Consider the following 22,045-nt stretch of genomic DNA (forward strand, 5'->3'; position numbering starts at 1 on the left):
CAATTTTTACAAGCACTTCCACACGCAAAAAATCGCTTTATATCCAACTATTTTTAGAAGATATTGAAAAAGCTCCAAGGGGGTGGCCAGAGGTGGCCAGGCGCGGTGCGGTTGGTATTGGTACCTTGATAGTGTTCATCGCTATGGTGTTAGTGGCTGCAGTCGCTGCAGCAGTACTAATCAACACCAGCGGCTTCCTCCAGCAGAAGGCTTCAAGCACTGGCAGGGAGAGCACTGAGCAAGTCGCCAGCGGAATACAGGTAATACAGGTTACTGGATACTACAACAACACAACCACTCCTAAGGGAATAACTAAGCTCGCTATATACGTCACTCCGAATGCCGGAAGTGCGGGAATAGACCTTAGCAACACCAAGATAATAATTAGCAACGGAAGTGCCCAGGCAATACTCAAGTACAACAGTGACTACTACGACAACACGGGTAACGACGTGTTCTCATCGTCCGCTTGGCCTAGTGGGACGGACAAAACTACCTTCGGAATTATAGTCGTTCAGGATTATGACAATAGTGTGCAGCAGGAATCACCTACCATAAACGCTGGAGACATTGTTATACTTACAGTCAACGTTGAGGCTCTCTTCGGCCCAATACCGGTCAGGACTCACATCACGGGAGAGGTGGTGCCAGAGTTTGGTGCTCCCGGTGTCATAGACTTTACCACCCCGAGCACTTACACATCTGCAATAGTTAACCTGCAGTGAGGAGGTGATTGAAAATGAGGCCCATTAAGAGGAGGGGTGCGGTTGGTATTGGTACCTTGATAGTGTTCATCGCTATGGTGTTAGTGGCTGCAGTCGCTGCAGCAGTACTAATCAACACCAGCGGCTTCCTCCAGCAGAAGGCTTCAAGCACTGGCAGGGAGAGCACTGAGCAAGTCGCCAGCGGAATACAGGTAATACGGGTCACTGGACACGTCTCAGGGGACTATATTGACAAGCTCGTTATATACGTCACTCCGAATGCCGGAAGTGCAGGAATAGACCTCACCAACACCAAGGTCCTGATCGCCAATGACAAAAAGCAGGTCTACCTTGAGTATAGCGGCAGCCTTGATGGAAGGAATGTTACTGATGTTTTCAGCGTTAACTGGACAAAAGCTACTGCTACCACGTATGTTGCACTTGTCGTGCAGGATTATGACGAGTCTGCCATTAAGGGTAGCACACTCAACAAGGGCGACATAGCCGCGCTCTTGGTCGATGTCAAGGCCGCCCTCTACGAGAATAATGGGGGTATTCCCCCCAGGACTCACATAACCGGGAAGGTTATTCCTGAGTTCGGTGCTCCTGGTGTCATAGACTTTACCACCCCGAGCACTTACACAACAACGATCATTAATCTCCAGTGACTTCTAAGCTTCTCCAAATTTTCCCCTTTTGCTCTTTGGCTATTTTTTAGGAGGTGAGCAAGGGTGAAAAAGGGTGCAATAGGCATTGGCACGCTCATAGTATTTATTGCAATGGTCCTGGTTGCGGCAGTAGCGGCAGGTGTAATTATAGGAACAGCAGGATACCTTCAGCAGAAGGCCCAAGCTGCTGGAAGGCAGACAACCCAGGAAGTTGCCAGTGGCATCAGGATAGTAAACATCTACGGTTACATAAACACAACCCCACCAAGCAACGGAACCATAGTGAAGATGGCCATAATCATAACCCCGAATGCGGGTTCGGCAGGCATTGACCTTAGCAACGTCAAGATAGTGCTCAGCGATGGTGTGAAGCTAGCGGTTTACAACTACAGTGGCACCCTTTACACAGGAAAAATACTCGACCTCTTCAACGGAAGCAACGAAGTTAAGAACATCTGGGATAAACTTCAGAACGGAACGTTCGCGATAGCGGTGATAAACGACATAGGTGCCAAGATGGAGGACAACCATCCAACACTGGAATGGGGTGACACGGTGGCATTGTTGTTGAGGACTGACGATGTGTTCAAGTACGAGGGTAGGGATGGAATTGGGCCTTCAACGAAGATCATCGGTAAGGTCATTCCCGACGCTGGTGCCGCGGGAGTCATAGACTTCACGACACCCCCAACGTTCGGGTATAATGTGTTAGAACTGCAGTGAGGTGGTGAAAGATGAGGAGGGGCGCGATAGGTATTGGAACGCTCATAGTGTTCATCGCTATGGTTTTAGTTGCTGCAGTTGCAGCTGGTGTCCTGATAAGCACCAGCGGTTACCTCCAGCAAAAGGCCATGGCCACAGGTAGGCAGACCACCCAAGAAGTAGCAAGTGGAATCAAGGTGCTCAACGTCTATGGGTACATAAACGGAACTCCTCCTGGTGCCCACAACATTACCAGGCTTGTTATCTATGTTTCGCCAAATGCCGGGAGTGGGGGGATAGATCTAGCTCATGTGAAGATAGTCTTAAGCAACGGGAAGCAAATGGCAGTTTACAGGTACTATGATCCAAATGAGGATTCAAACTTAAGTGCAACGTACTTCCACTATGATGGAGATATCCAGAATATATTTGCATATGATACATCAAAGGAACCATATGGATCAGGATCAATAACAACATGGAACAATTCCTCCTCAGTTGCTGCAGTCTGGGAGAACCTGTACCTAGCGTACAAAAACTACAGTAAGATACTATTCGGTATCGCAGTAGTCCAGGATTCAGATGGATCGCTAAAGAGTGAAGAGCACCCAACGCTAAGCTGGGGTGACATTGCAGCGCTGATGCTGTGGTTGATGCCATTCGACAACGATAACACTTTCAGTGATGGAAGCTTTGGCTTTGAACCAGGTACGAAGGTCGTTGGAAAGGTAATCCCAGAGAACGGTGCGGCTGGAGTTATAGACTTCACCACACCATCGACGTACACCAACAATATAATGGAACTTCAGTGAGGTGGGGCCTATGGCCCTTGAGTTCCTTTCATCTTTGTTCAAGAAAAAGAAGAAGGAGGAAACCCCTGCTGAGGAGACATTTGAGGAAGTCACTGTTGAAGAACTCGAGGAGAGGGTTGAGAACAGGGAGCAGGAGGAGCAGATAAGTCAGATAATGGAGAGACTCAACGAGATAGAGAACGACCTCCCAAGGGTGAAGATCAGTATTGACAACATAAAGAAGCAGATTCAAGAGCTCAGGGAAGAGATCGAGAGGCTTGACAAGACGATAAAGGACATAATGATGCTCTACGAGGTTGTCTCCCAAGAGATAAACCCGTTCAAGGAGCAGTTAAGTCAAGAGTCCTCATTGAGCAGTGAGATACAAGAGCTCAAGAAGCAGATAGACGAGCTGAAGATGGAGCTCGCGAAGGTCAAGAACGATATTAAGGTGCTCGCGGGTTATGGTGTTGATATAGACTCCATACTTTACGAAGTGCTCGCGGAGGTGTGAGGCATGGAGGTCGGCTACGTCACCGATGCAGAGATCAATGCCAAGCTCTCAGAGCTCAAGGGCAAGGTGCCAAGCGTTGTCATAGAGGAGCTCAGGGAAAAGCTCATGGCAAAGAAAGACTCTCTAACGCCCCAGCAGCTTGACGAGATAATAAAGAGGGTGCTCGATGCCTATGGAAGTCAAGCAGCAAAATACGAGCAGATAAGCAAGAGGGTCGATGAGCTCGGTAAGAAGCTTAGTGACCTAAGCGCTCAGCTTGCTAGGCTCGTTGAGGCCCTCGAGGAAAAGAAGTTTACCGTTCATGAGAAGAAGGCTGAGGCCGTAGCTGAAAAAGCTGCCGAGGTTAGTGAGAAGATAGAGAAGATTGAGGAGTTGCTTGAAGAGAAGCCTAGGGAGAAAGTTCCGAGGGAGATAACCGAAAAGATCGAGGAGTTACATGAGAAGCTTGAGAAGCTTGAGGAGAAGATAGCTGGGGAGAAGGTGGAGGAAGCTAAAGCTAAGATTGAGGAGCTTGAGGAGAAGCTGGAGAAGGGTGAGGAAATTACTACCGAAGAGGTTGCAGAAGTTGCAGAGAAGGTTGAGGAGCTAGAGGCTGAGGCTGCTAAGCCTGAGGAAGTTGTCGAGGAAAAAGTTGAAGAAGTGGTTGAGGAGAAGCCCGAGGAAGTTGAAGTTGTTGAGGAGGTTAAGCCCGAGATTGAGGAGGTAACTCCCGAGGTTGTTGAGGAGGAAGTTAAGCCTGAAGAAGTTGAGGTTGTTGAGGAGAAGCCTGAGGAAGTTGTTGAAGAAGTTCCCGCTCATGTTGAAGAAGAAAAGGTTGAGGAGGGTGGTGTTATGGCTGAAAAGATGAAAATACCAGAGGACATCGCGAGCATCCTGTTCGAGGAAGAGCCCAAGAAGGCAAGGCTTGAAGAAATACCAGAAGACGTTGTTTCCATAATGATTGCCTTAAAGTGGCTTGGCTTCCTAATTGACAGGGTCGGTATGCAGAACCTCGAGAAGGTTCTTGAGTTTTACTACGAGATAGGGTGGATAAGCGAGAAGGTTCTCAACCAGCTACTAAGGTTTGCTAGGGGAACGAGGCCACACCACAGGGATCCCGAGTGGAAGCCTGCTGAAAAGTTGACTGTTCAAGACCACTTGATAAGCTTACTCTTCATCGAGAGGCTTAGGGGCCTTAGGATAACAAGGGATGTCCTCGACAAGCTGGAAAGGGAAGTCAAGATGCTAGAGAAGACATTAGACGAGTTCTACGGTGTCTAGTGATGGAGGGGACCTTCATTGGGGTTCAGCGTTTCAGCGAGCGCAGCGATAATCTTTATATCCTTTTTAGTGGCAGCAGCAACGCTTTATTCAGCGTGGGACAGTAGTTACAGCGATGTCCAAGATGCTAGAGATTTTTGGTTTTCTTTGCGGATTTCTCAGGCTCATTTTAATATTGGCCAAGTTTCGATTTCCCCTGTCTCGGGTTCAACTACTAATATCACATTAACGTTCCAATATTTGGGCCAAACTCTCTACGGTAACATTGATATCATCCATAATGGGACGTATGTATCATTCCTAAATCTGGGTTGGTTAGTTCCAAATAATAATTACACCGTTACAATAACTAACGGAGCTGACACTAGCGGTAGCTTAAATAATGTCGTTTTGGCATTTGCAAACGGTTGTCAGTTAATTGTTACATATCATTACGACACGACTAATGAAGTTTATGTTGTTGATGGAAAGTCGGTTCAATGTCCAGCGGAGGTGAGCTGAATGGCAGCAGGGGGTCCAGCGAGCGAGCTCATAATGTTCATAGTGGCAGTAATAGTTGCAGGTAGTGTTGCAGGGGCTTTAGCTTATGTCACCAATGACATTGCCAACGGTATGAAGGCCAGGGGGGCTATCCTCGCTGATAACCTTAGAATAGACTTCGCTATCATAAACGATCCAAACAACATTCCAGTTGCTGGAGCTGGACCATATAACTATACATTTTACGTAAAGAACATAGGAAAGGAGGCATTTGCCTTCGATGCGAATTCGGTTCAGGTTTTCATAGACGGTAACCTGATTCCTTCAGCAAATCTAACATTCACTGATGTTAACGGGAATCCAATATCCTCCCTTGACCCTTACGAGGTTGGGGTGATAAAGGTCACCCTTGGAACTCAGTTGAGTGCAGGCACTCACAGGATACAGGTAGTCCTAGAGAATGGGAAGAGAAGGAGCCTCGTGTTTAGGATAAGCTGAAATCAGTTCCAGGGGGTGATCATCTTGGTCGAGGAGCTGCTTAGGATTGACCTAAAGGGCGATGAGCTTCACAGGAGGCTTGGTGGCGGTATTCCCGCTGGGACAATAATGCTCATAGAGGGTGACAGGGGTACAGGGAAGTCAATCCTATCTCAAAGGTTGCTCTATGGTTTTCTGATGAATGGGTACACCGCAAGCTATATTTCATCCCAATACACGACCGTTGAGTACGTTAAGCAGATGATGTCTATTAGTTACGATGTCATCCCTTTCCTAATAAGGAAGAAGCTCGTGTTTGTATCTCTTTACCCTTTACTTAGCGGTGTTAGTGAGGAGAGAAAGTTCCTTAGTAGGTTGCTTGGTGAGCCCCGTCTATGGGAGCAGGATGTTGTTGTTATAGATTCATTCTCATCCGTGCTCTCGCGAGAGCAGGAAGTTAGGAGCGTGAGGAACTTCCTGATGTATATTAAGAGGTTATCGAGCCTTGGCAAGGTTGTGATCCTTACCGCAAACCCTGAAGAGCTTCCTAGGGACATACTGTTCCTCCTCGAGGAAGCCTCAACCTTACTTATGAGGCTCAACGTTAGGGTGTTCGGTGGCGATCTGAAGAATTCCGCGACAATAGTCAAGTACAACAACGCTAAGGGCGTGTTTCAGAAGATAATACCCTTCAGGGTAGAGCCGAAGGTTGGATTGGTAGTTGAGATTGCGGCTGTAGTATGAAGGCGAGAGGGGGTGGTTGGGAATGGCGGAGGCCGTATCCCAAACTCTTGAAGATGCAATGAGAAGAAATCCCCACCTTAGAAAGTACGTTGAGCAGTTTAGGAAGAAGTATGGTAAAATCCCAGAGTTCCATGTTCAGCTAAGTAGAGATATGAAAGACATCCCTTATCCAAATATAATCTACCCAGTGGGGGATCCGATATTCATCCATATTTATGGGGACCCTCAAACGGAGAGACAGTATATAGTGATAGAGCCGAGGATAGAGACGAGAGAAGAGGAAGAGAAGTACAAAATGATAAAGGATAGAATACTTGAGCTTGCCCCGACAAGGGATATTCCAGAGGAGCAAGAGGAGTTTGAAAGGTTTCTTGACTCTCTCTTTGAAGAGGCTGTTCTCTCTCTTGTTAAGGGGAGGAAGGGGATAACTATAACCAAGGAAGAGATGGAGAAGTTTAGGTATTTGATAAAGAGAGACATCATTGGAATTGGTCCCCTCGAGCCCCTTGCTAGAGACCCCTACATCGAGGATATTCACATCATAGGAGCTCACTACGTTTCCCTCGTCCATAAGATATTCGAGCACCTTCCAACGAACATAAAGTGGAAGGACAATGTTGAGCTTGCCGATTACTTCAAGAACCTTTCAGAGAGAATTGGAAGGCCTGTGAGTGACAGAAACCCAATAGTCGATGGTTCCCTCCCAGATGGCTCTCGTATAAACATAATCTACTCCCCCGACATCTCGCTCAAGGGACCAAGTGCTACGATAAGAAAGTTCGCCGCTACTCCACTTAGCATAACTCAACTTGTAGCATGGGGAACGATGAGCGCTGAGGTGGCAGCATATCTCTGGCTAGCGATAGAGTACGGTATGAGTATTTTCGTATGCGGTGAAACTGCATCTGGAAAGACAACCACACTTAACGCTATAATTCCCTTCATAAAGCCCGGTTCTAAAGTCTTTACCGCCGAGGATACTCCTGAAGTCCAAGTTCCCCATCCAACATGGCAGAGGCTCGTTACAAGAGAGAGGGGCCCCGAGGAGAGCAGAGTTACCCTGTTCGACCTGCTTAAGGCGGCCTTGAGATCGAGACCTAACTACATCATAGTCGGTGAGATCAGAGGTGCCGAGGGTGCTATAGCGTTCCAGGCAATGCAGACAGGTCACCCCGTTATGAGCACCTTCCACGCGGGTGACGTTAAGAAGATGATCCAGCGTTTCACGGGTTCTCCAATAAACGTTCCGATAACCTTCATCGACAACCTCAACATAGCTCTCTTCCAGCAAGCCGTTTACGTTAGGGGCAAGTTCCTGAGAAGAGTCGTCACCGTCGTTGAGATCGAGGGCTACTATGAAGAACTTGGTGGCGTTGCAACTAGGAACGTTTTTGAGTGGGATCCAGTGAGTGACAAGCACATATTCAGAGGTATGAACAACTCGTACATCCTCGAGAGGAAGATAGCTGAGATAGCTGGGTATGAGGATCCCAAAGACATTTATGATGAGCTGTTCCTGAGGGCTAGAATAATCCAAAGAATGATTGAGCTTAAGATATTCAACTACTGGGACGTTTACAGGGAGATTAAGGCCTTCTACCAGAGGGGTATCGAAGGCCTCAGCTTCAGGCTCTGAGGTGGTTTTCAATGCCAGAAGAGAAGATCAGCATCTTCGTCAAGGCAGACCTGGATCCAAAGGAGTACATAAGGAAAACCTTGATTCCTGGCCTTATAGGGTCGGGTGTGATCTTCATAGTTGTTAATATATTCAGCAGGATTGTTGCCCTTCCAACTGGACTTAGGCTTTTCATGTACTTAATCCCAATAATCCTCGCCATATATGTCACTGCATACCCTTACCTTATGGCCGATTCAAAGAGGATAAGCATAAACTCAAAGCTCCCCTACTTCATAACATACTTCGCCGTTCTCTCCACGAGTGAGATCGGGAGGAGTGATCTGCTTAAAGTTTTGGCCAGCGACCCAAAGCTAGGGGCCATAGCAACTGAGCTTAAGAAGGTTTACATAATAGTTGACAAGCTCCACAGATCAATGCCGGAAGCCTTCAGGTTCCTGGCTAGAAGAACTCCGAGTAGGGTTTTTGCAGATTTCCTAGACAGGCTTGCTTATTCCCTCGACAGCGGTGTCGAGTTGAAGGATTACCTCTTCCAAGAGCAACAGACGGTTATGGATGACTATCAAACATTCTACGAGGGAGCCCTCTATGATCTCGACATATTCAAGGAGATATACGAGTCCATCATAATCTCAGTCGTGTTCGCGGCAGCATTCATAATTATAGGGCCATTAATTACAGGTCAGAATATAGGGAGGCTCGCCCTCTACCTTATCTTCCTAATCCTCGCCGCTGAAATAGGAACCCTCTTCGTGATAAAGTACAGGATGCCCGAGGATCCAATATGGGCTGAGGCAAAGGTAAAGACTCCAAGGTATGAAAAGATTAGGAAAGCATTGATAATTTCGATAGCATTGATTCCCGTTGTCTTTTTGGCTTACTTAACGCTGATAAGGCCAAGATTCTCAATTCCAACACCCTTCGTTATAGCCCTCGTCTTAACCCCCCTTATATACGTGGGAAATGTCGTCAGGAAGGAGGAAGCATCGATATTTAGGAAAGATGAGAACTTTCCGGCCTTCATAAGAAGCCTTGCATCTTCTCTAGCTGCGAGTGGTGCCTCTTTGCTCCTCGTGCTCAAGTACCTGAGCGCTCACGACTTTGGAACCCTAACTGAGGATATAAGAGCCCTCTATAGGAGGCTCGCCGTTAGGGTTGATACCCAGAGAGCGTGGGACTTCTTCATAGCGGAAACCGGAAGCTGGCTAATTGGTATATTTTCCGAGATATTCAGGGAAAGCCTGAGGCTCGGTGCGGAGCCCGACTATGTTGGAAAGGTCATAAGCAGAAACTTCGAGAGGCTGGTGAGACTTAGGAGGAAAAGACAGCAGAGCGTTTCAAACTTCATAGGTATAATCCTCGGACTCACCGGTGCATTCGCGTTTTCATTGGCAGCCTCGTTCCAAGTAGCGGTCTCGATAAACGACCTCTTCAGCAGACTACAGATACCCACCGAGTACATTGGTGACATAATTCACGTAATTCCCCCAAGTGGAATGCAGCTACTAACGATTTCAATGCTCGTTATGATGGTTGCCCACTCGCTTCTCTCTGCAATGGCGATAAAGATAGCCGACGGTGGCCACATCTTAGGATCACTCTACTACTTCGTGATACTACTCTGGGTCTTTGCCGCTGGAATGTACGTGGGTCAATCGCTCATGGCGAGGTTCATGAGCCTTGGTGGGGGAGAGATGATAATACACCTCCTAGGAGGGTGAGGGTTATGAGGAAGGCAATGCTGCTCCTCGTACTCCTCTTAATGGTTCCCTGGGTCAGCGCATCATCTTACGTTGGCTGGGTGGGGTTAGGTGATTCGATAACGTTTGGAAACTATACTCTTACTATAATGGACTTTGATCCATCCACAAGGAGCGTGTACCTACAGCTAAGCACGGGGGAGGGAACATCTTACTATTCCATACCCCTGGGTGATACACTTACTGTGAAGAACGCCTCCATTAAGGTTGAGAGGGTGTTCTCGGGAAGTGTGGCTAGATTCTACATTAATGCAATGTTCCCCGGGGTTATGGTTGGTGGGGAGGTTAAGGTTGAGAACCTAACCCTTAAAGTTAAGAGCGTTGAGTGGGACTCCTTTGAAGTGCTAGCCACTTATGAAGGAGAGGAGAAGAGCATAAAGGAATCAAAGGCTGTAATAGGCAACTATTCCGTTTTGATAGGCTCAAAGCCCCTAATCTTCAACGGTGAGCTCAAGATAGGTGACAACGTCACCTATGGAGATTACCTTCTCCACATAGATGGGCTAAATATGACGGTGGTTAATAATGAGACATCCAGCGTTCTAGTTGTATCCTACAATGGAAGTAAATATGAAATTGGGGAGGGAGAGGTTGCGGATATTGGGGTTTTCTTAGTGAAGTACAACGGGTTCAGGTGTGTAATGGTCAACAACCTTTGTGATCCAAGGATTTCCCTAACGGTTTACCTAAAGGCCCTAAACATAGCCATCTCTTACAACCCTGCAACAACTTTCACGGTTTATGAGGGCAAAGATCACGCCATTGGTGATTTCATAGTGAGGGTTAATGGAATTAGCGATAATTACGTTTACCTGTCTATCTTGAACTCTTGTGGAGACGTCTTATACTCTCAAGTTCTAAGGGCCAATCCTGTTGTAATTCCATCGATTACGTACGACGGAATATCTATAGGTGTTGCCAACGTATCTGAGGACTCCAATGGAGAGAAGGCTACATTCATAACCTTCTACAACCCAGAAGAAAGGCCGAGGTATCTAGCTCTATTAAACGTGACACTGATGCCAATCAACGTTACTGAGCTCGTTCCCAAGGAAATTCAGGTCAGGATAAAGAACATTGGAAACTGGAAAGTGTATGGAATGGTTGCGAAATTTGAGCCGGGAGATGGTATTGAGGTTCTCGGGGAGGACATGAAGATAATTAAGGAACTTGACGCTGGAAAGGAGGTTACCCTTAAGTTCAAGATCGTCCCCCTCAAAGCCGGAAACACGACATTGGGGAGGGTAGTTATTGAAGGCCCAGTTCCCTATCCCCTGGCCTGTGGTGGATTAAAGGCCCTCAAGTTCTATTCAAATGAGCCGAAAGTGTACGTATCTCCCCTAAACGTCTCTGTTAGTGTGGGATCACCTAAGGAAGTCGTTGTTGGTTCACCCTTTGACATTAACTTCACGATCGATGCTCCGAAGGGCTTCGCGGGGATCTTGATGCTTAAGCTTCCCCCAGGAGTTGGAGTTCTTTCGGAGGGAGAAGTGAGGAGTGGAACGTACATTCTACAGGTGTCTAATGGCACTCATCCTGTGAAGTTAGTTGCCGTAACACCAGGCAACTACACGGTCTCTCTGAGTCTGCAGGCGTTTGGAAAGGAAGTGTACAAGAGTTCGCTTGAAATCCCGGTTGTGAAATCAAATGGTGGAGTCCAAGTTGTGACTGTAACTAAGACCCTAACCATTGGAAATGGAACTGTGATAACGAAGACGGAAACTGTGACAAAGGAAACTACCGTTACTGAAACTAAGAGCGAAGTAAAGACAACCACAAAGACCAGCGTGAGAACACAGGTACTAACGAGGACCGTAACCCAGACGGTAACTGTAAGTGAGAGAAGCTTTGTTGGTACACTACTAACGTTCCTTATTGGAGCTGGGGTTGGGGCGGGCCTTATAATCCTCATTGCCTGGATTCAGGCCCGTCGCGCATAGCCCACCACTCATAAATAACCTGGCCATCTATGACTCCATATATGTCGGCCCCATCTATACGGTAGTGAATTATAGGGACTCCTAGAATCTTTGATATCTTTTTTAAGCTCTTGTCACTATTCACGACGACCCTAGCACTTATCCCCTTTGGCACTCCTTCAATGGCGCTTATCCTTCTTCTGGGCTTTGGCTTCCATAGCACTAGTGCAAGTACTCCTGATATTAAGGCTAATATCGGGAACACCAGCCTTGCAGTTGAGACGCTCATGCCAAGTAGCGTATTGTTTATTGTTATCTTTCTCACGTCGTTGTGCTTCTTCTCTATATCCGTCCCTTTTATGTAGGTAAGTCCACTTACCGGATCGTTCACTATTGGCATCTCTTGCTTGAACTCTCCAAGGGATGTTCTAACCTTGCTTATTACTTTGATATCGTAGGAAATCCGCGGAAGGCTGAGTGCTTCGGCGAGCCTCTTTTTCTCTTCCTCGATCTTTGTTAAGTTAACCTCGAACTTCCTTGAAAATGCCCCATCGGATAGCTTGCCCTTGTAGTTGAATATTGTTTCATTTATTAAGTAAACTTTCTCTTTCCCTTTCGTGACATAATATGAGACCTCACCATAAATCCAGTAGGAGCCTTCCTTTGCTGGAGTTATTGAGTACGAGTAGTTACCATAAATTGCCTCCGTTATCTTTGTAGGATAGTACCTTAAACTAGCAACCCTCCCAAAGACAGTGTCGTTCTTCAAATAGGCCGAGTGCTCTAAGTGCCCTTCCTGTACTACCTGGGAAACTAGTTCTTGCTTTTCATAGCTAGGGCTTTCGGTGTATGCAAATACTGTTAAAACGAAAAACAGAACGAAAAAACCTGCAAATATGTATTCCTTCCTAACATTTTTCATTATGTCCACAACCACAACTTTTAACAATCCTCGCGCTTCCTCCATTCCATTTGGCAGTTACTATGAAAGTGGAACTCCTGCACCCTCTCCTCTTTAAGACAACCTCACTCTCTCCGGGTTGCAGGAAGAAGGTAGTCGTAAAGTTCCCCTTGCTACAGTCCACCTCAACCTTTATTGTTTCATCTAGATTGTTTGTTACCCTTATCCCTCTCCCATGCCTATGCTTATCCTTGCACGTAGAGTTGAGAGTAAAGTTGAGATGGCAGGGGCAATGGTGATAGTTAATGCACTCCACATCTATGAAAGGATCATCCGAAAATCCAACGACAATGCTCCTCGTTGCGCTGTACTCTCTGAAGTGAGAGCTCACGGATACTGAAGCAAATATAAATCCGATGACTATGAATATTATGCCTAAAGCTTTCCTAATCAAATTCTAAACCTCCCTATAACTTCTGGCTCTCCCAGGAGTGGTTTCAGCAGTAGTAGGGCGAAGAACACTATGAGCCCCTCGACAAGCAGGGGTAGGTAAGGGTTTATGTTGTACATGGAGAGGACGAGGTCTTTGGGTAGTATTGGGTAGTAAGAGTGGACGTTAACTGCTTCCGTATATACTCTAGTCTCGAGGGGAACATCTATATTTGCCTTTACGTTTACCTCCTCTCTACCCTTGAGAATCATTACATCCTTGCTCACAATCTTCCCATCCACTACTAGGACCATTGGAATAAGTGCATTGTTCCTTATCGTGATATTCCTCTCAATGATACTACCGGGTAAATACCAACCTTCTCTCTGTCCCCCTGCCATCGTTGAGGCGTATGTTATCTCCACCTTTCCCCAGTTCATTGAACCTACGAATATCATTGAGAGCACTAGGAGAGCGGATAATGCTGTATAAAGATTCGCGCTATCAATGACGATAACTTTTCTCCTCTTTTTCCTCCTCTGCTCTCCACTTGCAAGGAGTAACCCCCCAACAAGTGTGAGGGCTATTGCTCCTATCGGGGAATTTAGGTGCTTTCCAAGTTCAGGTATCTTAAGTGGCTTCCCTCCTATGGTTATTACCTTCCCAATTATTTGATCCTCCTTAATGGGTGGGTTTTTGCCACCTTGCTGATCTGTGGCAACATTGTTGTCTCCCTTGGTTATGTAGCCTTCGCTAGTTATCGCATAAACTCTATGAACCGTCCACTTTCCCGAGAGGTTGAAGACTATTATATCTCCAACGTCCCCCTTGGCTAGCGGGTTTATGAAGAAAACATCCCACCTCTTTAATGTGGGATACATGCTGTCCGAGTAAACATATGACACGAAGACGGGCCTTCCCACAATGAATCCAATTACAGAAGGAATCAACACCGCCATAACGAATGACATCATAATAACTTCGGAGGCCCGCATCTCAATTCACCAAGAAGGAATATAAAAAGGAGCCGAAGCTCCTCACTGCTGGCATGCACCTGCTTCTGCATTTATGTCTATCTGGATTTGTTCTGAGCCCAGATCCATCCCTGTCGTGTTGAAGATCATTCCAACTTTAACCGGATCGTTGTGGTATACTGTAAACTTGATCTGGTCACTTGGTCCTGCAGTTGGGTTGTCGTAGCTTCCAGTAAATAGCTTAACTCCCTCATCGGCCTTAATAGTAACACAGATTGGGTAATCTCCGCCCTCATTTTCCCAAAGCTCGTTGCTTACCTCAAACATTTCCTCAAACACGTAGATCGTGTCAGGGCTGAGGCCAGCTCCATATCCTGGGTAGTCTGGATGGTTGCTTGAGATCTCGACGGTCATCTTTCCATTGTTCAAGTACACATAGGGTTGCAGTGGGGTTAGGTCTATTAACTCGTTGTCATCCGCCACTATGGCGACGTTAACATCTCTACTTGCCTCAAAATACCTGAAGTTGGCTCCAGCGCCAACTGCCAACATAAGCCCTGCAAGGAACAGGGCAATTCCAAACAACTTATTCATTTCTCATACCTCCTTCACGGCTGTCCGCACTTGCCTGCTAGCTCAGCAGGCTCAGTGCCCAGCCTATATGCTTTAATCTCTAAACTTCCAGTCCAGAAGTCTCCTGGACTGTCTCCATTTGCTGAAAGATCAACACCAATCTTCACTGTCTGTCCGTGTGACACCACAAAGCATACCCAATCTCTAGCTGAGTCGCTTGCTGATGCTAGGGTACCATCATATGCTGAATATACGTCTCCATCTGCTCCATACAGCTCTACGTGTGAGTTGGTGGACTTTATCTCAACGACAATGTCCATATCTTCTTCCCAAAGGTGGTTGCTGACTCCAAAAACTTCGTCAAAGTTGTATTCCGCTGCGGGGCTTATTCCGTTCCCGTAGCCTGGGTAGTTGGGGTTGCTTGGAGAGAAGTCTATGACAAGCTTTCCTGTAGTTGTATTTATGTATGCATATGGCTGAAGTGCTACTAGGTCTATTAACTCAGTATCATCACTCACGATATCCCAATGGACACTTCTGCTTGCGTTGTAGTCCCTAAAGTTGGCCCCAGCCCCTAAAACGAGACCAAAGACGGCCAACAAGCCAAGTATGGCAATTCCAAATCTATTCACTTTTTCCATCTCCTAACCTTCGAGGTCCCACGGTTGTGGAACCTAACATGTGTTTGAACCTTCAAGTATATAGGTAGTTTCAAATTAATTCCCAGGGCACTTCTGGTAACCAGTAGTTACCATAGATAAGAAGCAACGTTAAGGAACAAAATTAAGAAACTGAGGTAGCTGAGCCTTATCTTCTTTCAACAATCTTGCTCCAGTGGGCGAGGGCTAGTCCGAGTAATATGAGGGATATTATAACCCCCTCTCCACTCCCCCTAAGTAGGGAGAATATTAGTCCAATACAGGAGAAGCATGCATATATTATTGGCCACATGCTTGATGACTTCTCAATGTCAATGTACTTGTCAACCTCCTTAGGAACATTTACTAGCATTATCCTTCCCCTTTCAACCTTAATTATCCCTTCTCTCTCCATCTTAGGGAGATGAGTTTGGACAAGGCTTACATATATGCTCTTTCTATGTCTCCTGCTTTCATTCCCTTCCATCTTTGCGATGTAATCAACGAGTTGACTTATTTCGGCTGTATTATTGTTTTTTCTTAAAAATTCAACAACCATAAACCTTCTATCGTTGCCAAGAATGATTGAAGATGAGGAATTCTCTAAGAAAAAATGGGGAATTATCAAGTTTATCACCTTAGTTCTTCTTTGTGTTCCTAAACTATATTAAGGTTTTGGAGTCACTTTCAGTTTTTAAAAATTCTCTAATTCCGTTATTTTCATTGAAATTTTTCAAAATAACCGTAAAGCTTAAAAATTCACTCTCTTGACTAAAAATTGAGCCATAGCCCCGTGGTGTAGCGGCCAAGCATGCGGGACTCTGGATCCCGCGACCGGGGTTCGAATCCCCGCGGGGCTACCAAACCCCTAGGTTTCGGCCTTTAATTTCCTTTCTAACACTCTTTAAAAAGTGAACCTACATTTTCTCCTGAAGTTTTTCCATTTGAAACAGATTGGTGGTTAACTATCAGCACATGTTCGGATAAACTTTATAAGCCGGCATTTAGTGTAAAGTCTAATGAACTGAAGCGGGGGTTGCCGAGCCTGGTCAAAGGCGGGGGACTCAAGATCCCCTCCCGTAGGGGTTCCGGGGTTCAAATCCCCGCCCCCGCACCAATTAATTATTTAACTCTTCTGTGGAGTATATTTTGGTGGTTGCATGAACGTTGTCAGGTTTGGTGTTTCCATTCCAGAGGAGCTTCTTGAAAAGTTCGACAAGATAATTGAGGAGAAGGGTTACACGAACAGGAGTGAGGCTATAAGAGATCTGATCAGGGATTTTATTGTTAGGTACGAGTGGGAAGTTGGGAATGAGGAGGTAGCTGGGACGATAACAATGGTTTACAACCACGACGAGGCAGACGTTGTTAAGGAGCTACTAGACCTCCAGCACGAGTACCTCAACGAGATCGTTGCAAGCCTTCACGTTCACATGGATGAGCATAACTGTTTAGAAGTTGTCGTTGTTAAGGGAGAAGCCAGGAAGATAAAGAAGATCGCCGACAGGCTTCTAAGCCTCAAGGGAGTGAAGCACGGCAAACTAGTCATGACGACCACGGGAAGGGAACTCGTTTAGCGAAACTTTTATTAACCTTTTCTTACTAAAATCTGATTGAAGTCAATAGGTTTAAATTAGCCAAAAACCAAAATAATAATTGTCAGGAGGTGGCAAGGAATGGTCGGAATACAAGTGCAGGAAGTTATGACCGACAAGTACGCCAAGATCGATATAAATGCGCCTCTTTCTGAGGCCATTGGAATTATTGAAAAGGAGGATCCCGATTTAATTCTCGTGTTTGATAGGAATGTGTACAAAGGCGTGCTTACTCAGGACTTGATTATAAGGTCCCACCTAAAATGGGATCCCACAAAGGCCAAGGTTAGGGATGTTTACAAGCCCGCTCCGGTTATTAAACCTAACGATGATCTAAGCCATGCTGCTAAGTTAATGCTCGAGACAGATTTGAGATCCCTTCCCGTCGGTGAAAGCAAGGCTGAGATAATAGGTGTAATAAGTGATATGGCCTTGCTTGAGAGGGTAGTTGCGGAGGAGTTTGGTAAGAGGAAGGTCGAGGAGTTCATGACAAAGGATGTCATAACCTTGACACCAGATGACACTGTTGCGAAGGCCCTGGCCACAATGAGAGATCATGCAATTTCAAGGATTCCGGTTGTTGATGAAGAAGGAAAGCTGGAAGGGCTTGTAACACTTCACGACCTGATAATAAGGTTCATCAAGCCAAGGTTCAAGGCACAGAAAGGAGAGGTCGTTGGAGAAAAAATACCTCCATTCAGCATGAAGCTCAGGGAGGCTATGCTTAAGGGAGTTATCACAATCCTTCCAGACGCCACTGTTAGGGAAGCCGTTTCCACAATGAAGGACAACAACATTGATGGCTTGGTTGTAGTTGATGAAAACAACAAAGTCGTTGGGGTTCTCACGGTTAAAGATCTCCTACTGCCAATATCAAGGATGGTAGAGAAGGAGGCGAGGTTCTACCTCCAGCTTGGAGGCGATGCAACTGCCCTCAGTGAGTTCACCAGGGAAAGGATAATAAATGACATCAAGAGGTTCGTTGATGGCTATTCAGATCTCCTCGGAAACGAGGGAATAATATACCTATACATAAGGAGGTTCAACGAGAAATTCAGGGGAGTTCACCTTTACCAGGCCAGGATGAGGGTTGTAACTGACAGAGGAGTTTTCGTGGCAAAAGGTGAAACTTGGGGAGCAATCCAAGCTGTACATGATGCTATCAGGGCAATTGAGAGGCAACTACTTCAGAAAGCTGAACTCGAAAGGGACATACGCTATGCCAAGAGGTTCATTGAGAAACTTGAGCTATGGCGCTGAGCTCTCTCAAACAACTCCTTTGACTTCGCTATTAGCTCCTTATTTCCAATTTTCTTCCCTTCTTCAAGAAGCTCAAATGACAAGAACTTAAGTATCCTTGAAAACTTCTGGGGGTTTGCTTTCTTAACGTCTTCAAAGATATGTTCGACGATCGGAATGGCATCTTCCCTAGGGAGCAAAAGGAGTATTCTGTACGCTAGGAGTACCTTATCTATCGGTCTAATCACCCTTTCAATATCCTGATTCCTTCCGATAAAGAATAGCAACCTTGGCAGAGGGCCACCTTTTCCAATAATCTTTAAGATTTCAACGGCCTTGTCAACCTCCCCTTTCTCAAGGTAGTCTAGGGCCATATGCTCCAAGAAGGACGATTTGAGGGGCTCGGGTAAGTCCTCGGGGGAAATATTCTCAAAGTCGAGCTCTCCAACGTCTGGACTTTTAACCTCCTCAGGTCTTTCCGTTACATCTACAACCTCATTCTTGAAATCCTCAGTTGTCTTAACTATGTTAGCATCTATGAGGAACTTTCCGTCCTCGTACTTAACCCCCTCTGGAAGGGGCTTCAACAACTCAACGTCCGCCTCCTCTAGCCCGAGATCACTCAGCTTAACTTCGAGAATGTTCTTACTTTTTAAAGCCTCAGCAATCGCATTACTTATCCTTCTAAGGGCCTTTTTCTTCGTGTACGAGTCGGGAATCAGCTTTGCACTCTCCACGGCATCTTTGAATCTTTCTCTCTTCGAGAACTCGTAAGATAAATACAGAAGAGCATCACTCTTTAGAGATGTTATCGGAATTGAGCCTGCTATCTTCCTAGCCCTCTCTGGGTTAATAGGAACAAGCTCTTGAGCTATCCATTTGAGGGCATAGGATCTCCAATAATTATCCTGTATTCCATTGGCTATCTTGAGGGCCTTTTCTATGTCCCCATCTTCAAGTGCTTTCCTTACTCTCAAGAGTTCTTCTATCATCGGGATTATTTATCCCCAGAAAGATAAAAATGTTTCACAATCCTGCCCGCAGATGATTTAAAGCTTTCAGTGAAATGGTAACCTGGGGAGGTTGCATGAGGCCGAGGGTGTTCATAACAAGGGAGATACCCGAAAATGGGATAAGGATGCTCGAAAAGGAGTTCGATGTAGAAGTTTGGGGAGAGGAGAAGGAAATTCCTAGGGAAGTTCTCCTTGAGAAGGTTAAGGACGTAGACGCCTTGGTCACGATGCTTAGTGAGAGGATAGATAGGGAAATCTTTGAGAATGCTCCAAGGCTGAGAATAGTAGCTAACTATGCGGTTGGTTATGACAACATAGATGTTGAAGAGGCCACTAGGAGGGGAATATACGTAACCAACACTCCAGATGTTTTAACTGACGCAACGGCGGATTTGGCATTTGCCCTTTTGCTGGCGACGGCGAGACATTTGATTAAGGGTGACAAATTCGTGAGGAGTGGAGAGTGGAAGAGAAAGGGAATAGCCTGGCATCCGAAGTGGTTTCTGGGATTTGACGTGTATGGAAAGACAATAGGGATCATAGGGTTTGGAAGAATAGGACAGGCAATAGCGAGAAGGGCTAGAGGATTTAACATGAGAATCCTGTACTATTCTAGAACGAGAAAGCTTGATGCTGAAAGAGAGTTAAACGCTGAATTCAAGCCTCTAGAAGAGTTGTTAAGGAAAAGCGATTTCGTTGTTCTCGCAGTTCCCCTAACGAAGGAAACTATGTATATGATTAATGAGGACAGGTTGAGGATTATGAAGAGGAGCGCAATCCTAATCAACGTGGCGAGGGGAAAGGTCGTTGATACGAAGGCCCTCATAAAGGCCTTGAAGGAAGGGTGGATAGCAGGGGCGGGGTTGGATGTTTTTGAGGAAGAGCCCTACTATGATGAGGAGCTCTTTTCCCTCGAGAATGTCGTGTTAACTCCGCACATAGGCAGTGCAACGTTTGGTGCCAGGGAGGGAATGGCCGAGCTTGTGGCGAGAAACCTAATAGCATTTAAGAAAGGTGAAATTCCCCCAACTTTGGTTAACAGAGAGGTAATAAAAATAAGGAAGCCAGGGTTTGAAGAGGGGCGATGATGAGCTCCATCCCTGCCTGAGGTGTGATGAATGTAGCGCGCTCTGAGCTACTCTTTCTTTCCTTCTTTTAGTATCTCCTCTATGTTAAAGCCCTCTTCATATCTCTTGAGCTTCCTTTCGAAGAACTCCATGAACAGCTTGTACCTCTTCATTCTGTGCTTTGGACTTCCCGTAATACTATGTCCGTGTGGCCCCCTCTTGAAGATTGCTATATAGACTTCCTTCCCGAGATCCTTGAGGACATGGTAGAACATGAGGCTTTGGTCTAACGGACAGCGGTAGTCTTCTAGGGAATGGATTAGGAGGAGTGGTGCCTTAACATTCTTTGCATAGAATAGCGGACTCAGCTTCTTGTAGTTCTCGTTTTCAAGTGGATTTGGCCCTATAACTTCCTTGTCAAACCATAACCCTATGTCTGAGAACGCATAGCTTGTAAGCCAGTAGCTTATTCCGTTTTCGCTAATTCCAGCCTTAAATAAATCGCTCTGTGTTAGGGCCCAGTTTGTCATATACCCTCCATAACTTATGCCCGTTATCCCTATCCTCTCCCTATCTGCCTGAGGTTCCAGTTTCAAGAACTCTTCTACACCGTTCAGAATGTCTTGGAAGTCCTCAAGTCCCGTTCTCTCCAGTACTCTAAGTGCGAAGTCCTCACTGTAGCCATTACTTCCCCTTGGGTTAACGAACACTATGTAATATCCCTTGTTGGCCATTAGCTGCATCTCGTACTTGAAGTAGTACCCATACATTCCCTTTGGTCCTCCGTGGACGAACACTATAACGGGAGCCTTTTCTCCCTCCTTAATATCTGGTTTTATGTACCATCCGTCAATCTCCAGGTCGATGCTCTTATAGCGGAAGTGTTTGGGTTCATAAGTTTTTAACTTCTTGAAGATCAGGCCGTTGTAGTCTGTCAGTTGCTTCTCCTCGCCATCCCAAACGTAAAGCTCCCTAAGCCTAGTTGCAGTCTCTTTCAGATAAACTACAACTTCATCAACGTCAAATCCCATTATCCAGTGCTTCCCCTTTGAAATTTCCTTGACTTCTCCATTCCACATGTAAAGGTTGACGCTTCCTTCCTCGTAAAGTGTGAAGTAGACATTCCCGTCTTTTATTTTAGCTTGGCCAGCTTCCCTATCTATTTTGTCCATTATAGGAGTAACCTCTTTTCCGTCGTAAATGTAAAGCTTATCATGCTCACTTATGAACTTCTTTTCTGGCTTCCCGTAGAGTAGTATGCTCCTACCATCTGAGTCTATTGCCGAATATGAAACTTTTTCAAACAACCTCTCCTCTTCCCCATCCTTCCAGATGTAAATATCCCAGAATTTGAAGTACTGAGGTATGCCTTCTCTGTGGGGGACGTTGACGACTATTGAGTCACCATGCCATATACCCGATGAAAACCTTGGCTTCTCGAACTGGTCTATAACCTCTTCTGCTTCGCTGTCAACTATCCAGAAGGTTGTTTTTTCTCCGTCGAAGAAGCCTAGCCTGTCAAACCAGGCGGGGACATCATCTTCAAATATGAAGTCCTCATCATCTCTCCTTTTGAAGCCAACTACGAGAAGTCTTCTGGAGTCTTCGTTCCATTCTATTGATCTTATGTTCTTTGCTTCCAAAACTTTCTTTGCGGAGAGAGTTTCTACCTCTGCAATCCAGATTTCGGAAGTTTTTCTCTCTTCATTAGCTCTCATAAATGCTATCTTTCTTTCATCTGGGGAAAGTCTTGGCATTGTTGCGTTTTCTATGTACTTCTTCCACCTCTTTTCCAAGTCCTCGATAACTATGGTGCTTTCATACTTATTTTTCTCGAGATTGGCCTTTGTTAAGGTGTATGCAACGAGCTTTCCCCTTGTTCTAGGATCCCCAATGTATGCGAATTTTGTAAAGGTTTTCTCGTTCCATTCGATATTGCTCATAACGGTATCACCAATAC

23 protein-coding genes, 2 tRNA genes and 1 other RNA gene are annotated in these 22,045 nt (G+C 45.8%); 18 read left to right on the forward strand and 8 right to left on the reverse strand.

From position 1 onward, the window contains the following. The first annotated feature begins 143 nt into the window (after positions 1-143). The 12 genes from PY04_RS03075 (at position 144) to PY04_RS03130 (ending at position 11,676) form a co-directional block, all read left to right on the forward strand. A complete protein-coding gene (locus tag PY04_RS03075) occupies positions 144-725 on the forward strand; it encodes a flagellin (protein WP_048056195.1) in 582 nt (193 codons plus the stop codon). Positions 726-739: 14 nt separating this feature from the next. Further along, the gene (locus tag PY04_RS03080; protein WP_014733720.1) at positions 740-1,372 is read left to right on the forward strand and encodes a flagellin; all 633 of its coding nucleotides are present in this window, start codon (positions 740-742) and stop codon (positions 1,370-1,372) included. A gap of 63 nt (positions 1,373-1,435) precedes the next feature. Then, entirely contained in the window at positions 1,436-2,095 is a 660-nt protein-coding gene (locus PY04_RS03085) for a flagellin (RefSeq protein WP_048055936.1), read from the forward strand. 11 nt (positions 2,096-2,106) lie between these two features. Beyond that, entirely contained in the window at positions 2,107-2,886 is a 780-nt protein-coding gene (locus PY04_RS03090; protein ID WP_014733722.1) for a flagellin, read from the forward strand. 10 nt (positions 2,887-2,896) lie between these two features. After that, a complete protein-coding gene (locus tag PY04_RS03095; RefSeq protein WP_014733723.1) occupies positions 2,897-3,379 on the forward strand; it encodes a flagella accessory protein C in 483 nt (160 codons plus the stop codon). 3 nt (positions 3,380-3,382) lie between these two features. Further along, positions 3,383-4,639, forward strand: a complete 1,257-nt coding sequence (locus tag PY04_RS03100) for a FlaD/FlaE family flagellar protein (RefSeq protein ID WP_014733724.1) — start codon at positions 3,383-3,385, stop codon at positions 4,637-4,639. An 18-nt stretch (positions 4,640-4,657) separates the two neighbouring features. Next, positions 4,658-5,140 (forward strand): flagellar protein, encoded by a 483-nt coding sequence (locus PY04_RS03105; RefSeq protein ID WP_048055937.1) that lies wholly within the window; start codon positions 4,658-4,660, stop codon positions 5,138-5,140. Next, the gene (locus tag PY04_RS03110; RefSeq protein ID WP_014733726.1) at positions 5,141-5,617 is read left to right on the forward strand and encodes a flagellar protein G; all 477 of its coding nucleotides are present in this window, start codon (positions 5,141-5,143) and stop codon (positions 5,615-5,617) included. A 24-nt stretch (positions 5,618-5,641) separates the two neighbouring features. Continuing rightward, positions 5,642-6,340, forward strand: coding sequence for an ATPase domain-containing protein (locus PY04_RS03115; RefSeq protein ID WP_048055938.1), 699 nt, complete (start codon positions 5,642-5,644; stop codon positions 6,338-6,340). Between the two features lie 22 nt (positions 6,341-6,362). After that, entirely contained in the window at positions 6,363-7,976 is a 1,614-nt protein-coding gene (locus PY04_RS03120) for a type II/IV secretion system ATPase subunit (RefSeq protein WP_014733728.1), read from the forward strand. A gap of 11 nt (positions 7,977-7,987) precedes the next feature. Then, on the forward strand, positions 7,988-9,697 hold the full coding sequence (gene flaJ, locus PY04_RS03125) for an archaellar assembly protein FlaJ (protein ID WP_014733729.1): 1,710 nt from the start codon (positions 7,988-7,990) through the stop codon (positions 9,695-9,697). Between the two features lie 5 nt (positions 9,698-9,702). Next, the gene (locus PY04_RS03130) at positions 9,703-11,676 is read left to right on the forward strand and encodes a hypothetical protein (RefSeq protein WP_014733730.1); all 1,974 of its coding nucleotides are present in this window, start codon (positions 9,703-9,705) and stop codon (positions 11,674-11,676) included. On the opposite strand, the gene PY04_RS03135 is transcribed toward PY04_RS03130, so the two are convergent. The 6 genes from PY04_RS03135 to PY04_RS03160 form a co-directional block, all read right to left on the reverse strand. Next, positions 11,645-12,604, reverse strand: a complete 960-nt coding sequence (locus PY04_RS03135) for a hypothetical protein (RefSeq protein ID WP_237710139.1) — start codon at positions 12,602-12,604, stop codon at positions 11,645-11,647. The two genes, PY04_RS03130 and PY04_RS03135, sit on opposite strands and share 32 nt — an antisense overlap. Next, positions 12,564-13,010, reverse strand: coding sequence for a hypothetical protein (locus tag PY04_RS03140; protein ID WP_014733732.1), 447 nt, complete (start codon positions 13,008-13,010; stop codon positions 12,564-12,566). The genes PY04_RS03135 and PY04_RS03140 overlap by 41 nt, the downstream gene beginning before the upstream one ends. Then, positions 13,007-13,981, reverse strand: coding sequence for a signal peptidase I (locus PY04_RS03145; RefSeq protein ID WP_014733733.1), 975 nt, complete (start codon positions 13,979-13,981; stop codon positions 13,007-13,009). Before PY04_RS03145 ends, PY04_RS03140 begins: the two co-directional genes overlap by 4 nt. A gap of 42 nt (positions 13,982-14,023) precedes the next feature. Further along, positions 14,024-14,554: a DUF1102 domain-containing protein gene (locus PY04_RS03150; RefSeq protein WP_014733734.1), complete on the reverse strand. Its 531-nt coding sequence runs from the start codon at positions 14,552-14,554 to the stop codon at positions 14,024-14,026. 14 nt (positions 14,555-14,568) lie between these two features. Further along, complete coding sequence (locus tag PY04_RS03155; protein WP_014733735.1) at positions 14,569-15,174, reverse strand: DUF1102 domain-containing protein; 606 nt, start codon at positions 15,172-15,174, stop codon at positions 14,569-14,571. A gap of 166 nt (positions 15,175-15,340) precedes the next feature. Continuing rightward, positions 15,341-15,808: a hypothetical protein gene (locus tag PY04_RS03160; protein ID WP_014733736.1), complete on the reverse strand. Its 468-nt coding sequence runs from the start codon at positions 15,806-15,808 to the stop codon at positions 15,341-15,343. A 150-nt stretch (positions 15,809-15,958) separates the two neighbouring features. On the opposite strand from PY04_RS03160, the gene PY04_RS03165 reads away from it, so the two are divergent. The 4 genes from PY04_RS03165 to PY04_RS03180 all read left to right on the forward strand — a co-directional run bounded on the left by PY04_RS03165 (position 15,959) and on the right by PY04_RS03180 (position 18,026). After that, a tRNA-Gln gene (locus PY04_RS03165) sits at positions 15,959-16,034 on the forward strand. A 166-nt stretch (positions 16,035-16,200) separates the two neighbouring features. Next, positions 16,201-16,288 (forward strand) — tRNA-Leu (locus PY04_RS03170). Between the two features lie 43 nt (positions 16,289-16,331). Beyond that, a complete protein-coding gene (nikR, locus tag PY04_RS03175; RefSeq protein ID WP_014733737.1) occupies positions 16,332-16,748 on the forward strand; it encodes a nickel-responsive transcriptional regulator NikR in 417 nt (138 codons plus the stop codon). 99 nt (positions 16,749-16,847) lie between these two features. After that, complete coding sequence (locus PY04_RS03180) at positions 16,848-18,026, forward strand: CBS domain-containing protein (RefSeq protein ID WP_014733738.1); 1,179 nt, start codon at positions 16,848-16,850, stop codon at positions 18,024-18,026. Here PY04_RS03180 and PY04_RS03185 read toward each other — a convergent pair. Then, positions 17,984-18,997, reverse strand: a complete 1,014-nt coding sequence (locus PY04_RS03185; RefSeq protein ID WP_014733739.1) for a hypothetical protein — start codon at positions 18,995-18,997, stop codon at positions 17,984-17,986. The genes PY04_RS03180 and PY04_RS03185 overlap by 43 nt on opposite strands. A 95-nt stretch (positions 18,998-19,092) precedes the next feature. Here PY04_RS03185 and gyaR point away from each other — a divergent pair, with 95 nt between their 5' ends. Further along, entirely contained in the window at positions 19,093-20,106 is a 1,014-nt protein-coding gene (gyaR, locus tag PY04_RS03190) for a glyoxylate reductase (protein ID WP_014733740.1), read from the forward strand. Beyond that, positions 20,099-20,155, forward strand: an RNA gene (locus PY04_RS09470) — C/D box small nucleolar RNA. The genes gyaR and PY04_RS09470 overlap by 8 nt, the downstream gene beginning before the upstream one ends. On the opposite strand, the gene PY04_RS03195 is transcribed toward PY04_RS09470, so the two are convergent. Beyond that, the gene (locus PY04_RS03195) at positions 20,154-22,028 is read right to left on the reverse strand and encodes a S9 family peptidase (RefSeq protein ID WP_014733741.1); all 1,875 of its coding nucleotides are present in this window, start codon (positions 22,026-22,028) and stop codon (positions 20,154-20,156) included. The two genes, PY04_RS09470 and PY04_RS03195, sit on opposite strands and share 2 nt — an antisense overlap. Positions 22,029-22,045 lie beyond the last annotated feature (17 nt).

It is taken from the genome of Pyrococcus sp. ST04 (assembly GCF_000263735.1).
Classification (GTDB): domain Archaea; phylum Methanobacteriota_B; class Thermococci; order Thermococcales; family Thermococcaceae; genus Pyrococcus.

Excerpts from the sequence above, each read along its gene's own strand:
- PY04_RS03075 (WP_048056195.1), top strand. The coding sequence starts at position 144 with ATGGTGTTAGTGGCTGCAGTCGCTGCAGCAGTACTAATCAACACCAGC.
- PY04_RS03080 (WP_014733720.1), top strand. The coding sequence starts at position 740 with ATGAGGCCCATTAAGAGGAGGGGTGCGGTTGGTATTGGTACCTTGATA.
- PY04_RS03090 (WP_014733722.1), top strand. The coding sequence starts at position 2,107 with ATGAGGAGGGGCGCGATAGGTATTGGAACGCTCATAGTGTTCATCGCT.
- PY04_RS03095 (WP_014733723.1), top strand. The coding sequence starts at position 2,897 with ATGGCCCTTGAGTTCCTTTCATCTTTGTTCAAGAAAAAGAAGAAGGAG.
- PY04_RS03100 (WP_014733724.1), top strand. The coding sequence starts at position 3,383 with ATGGAGGTCGGCTACGTCACCGATGCAGAGATCAATGCCAAGCTCTCA.
- PY04_RS03110 (WP_014733726.1), top strand. The coding sequence starts at position 5,141 with ATGGCAGCAGGGGGTCCAGCGAGCGAGCTCATAATGTTCATAGTGGCA.
- PY04_RS03120 (WP_014733728.1), top strand. The coding sequence starts at position 6,363 with ATGGCGGAGGCCGTATCCCAAACTCTTGAAGATGCAATGAGAAGAAAT.
- flaJ (WP_014733729.1), top strand. The coding sequence starts at position 7,988 with ATGCCAGAAGAGAAGATCAGCATCTTCGTCAAGGCAGACCTGGATCCA.
- PY04_RS03130 (WP_014733730.1), top strand. The coding sequence starts at position 9,703 with ATGAGGAAGGCAATGCTGCTCCTCGTACTCCTCTTAATGGTTCCCTGG.
- PY04_RS03145 (WP_014733733.1), bottom strand. The coding sequence starts at position 13,981 with ATGCGGGCCTCCGAAGTTATTATGATGTCATTCGTTATGGCGGTGTTG.
- PY04_RS03150 (WP_014733734.1), bottom strand. The coding sequence starts at position 14,554 with ATGAATAAGTTGTTTGGAATTGCCCTGTTCCTTGCAGGGCTTATGTTG.
- PY04_RS03155 (WP_014733735.1), bottom strand. The coding sequence starts at position 15,174 with ATGGAAAAAGTGAATAGATTTGGAATTGCCATACTTGGCTTGTTGGCC.
- nikR (WP_014733737.1), top strand. The coding sequence starts at position 16,332 with ATGAACGTTGTCAGGTTTGGTGTTTCCATTCCAGAGGAGCTTCTTGAA.
- PY04_RS03180 (WP_014733738.1), top strand. The coding sequence starts at position 16,848 with ATGGTCGGAATACAAGTGCAGGAAGTTATGACCGACAAGTACGCCAAG.
- PY04_RS03185 (WP_014733739.1), bottom strand. The coding sequence starts at position 18,997 with ATGATAGAAGAACTCTTGAGAGTAAGGAAAGCACTTGAAGATGGGGAC.
- gyaR (WP_014733740.1), top strand. The coding sequence starts at position 19,093 with ATGAGGCCGAGGGTGTTCATAACAAGGGAGATACCCGAAAATGGGATA.
- PY04_RS03195 (WP_014733741.1), bottom strand. The coding sequence starts at position 22,028 with ATGAGCAATATCGAATGGAACGAGAAAACCTTTACAAAATTCGCATAC.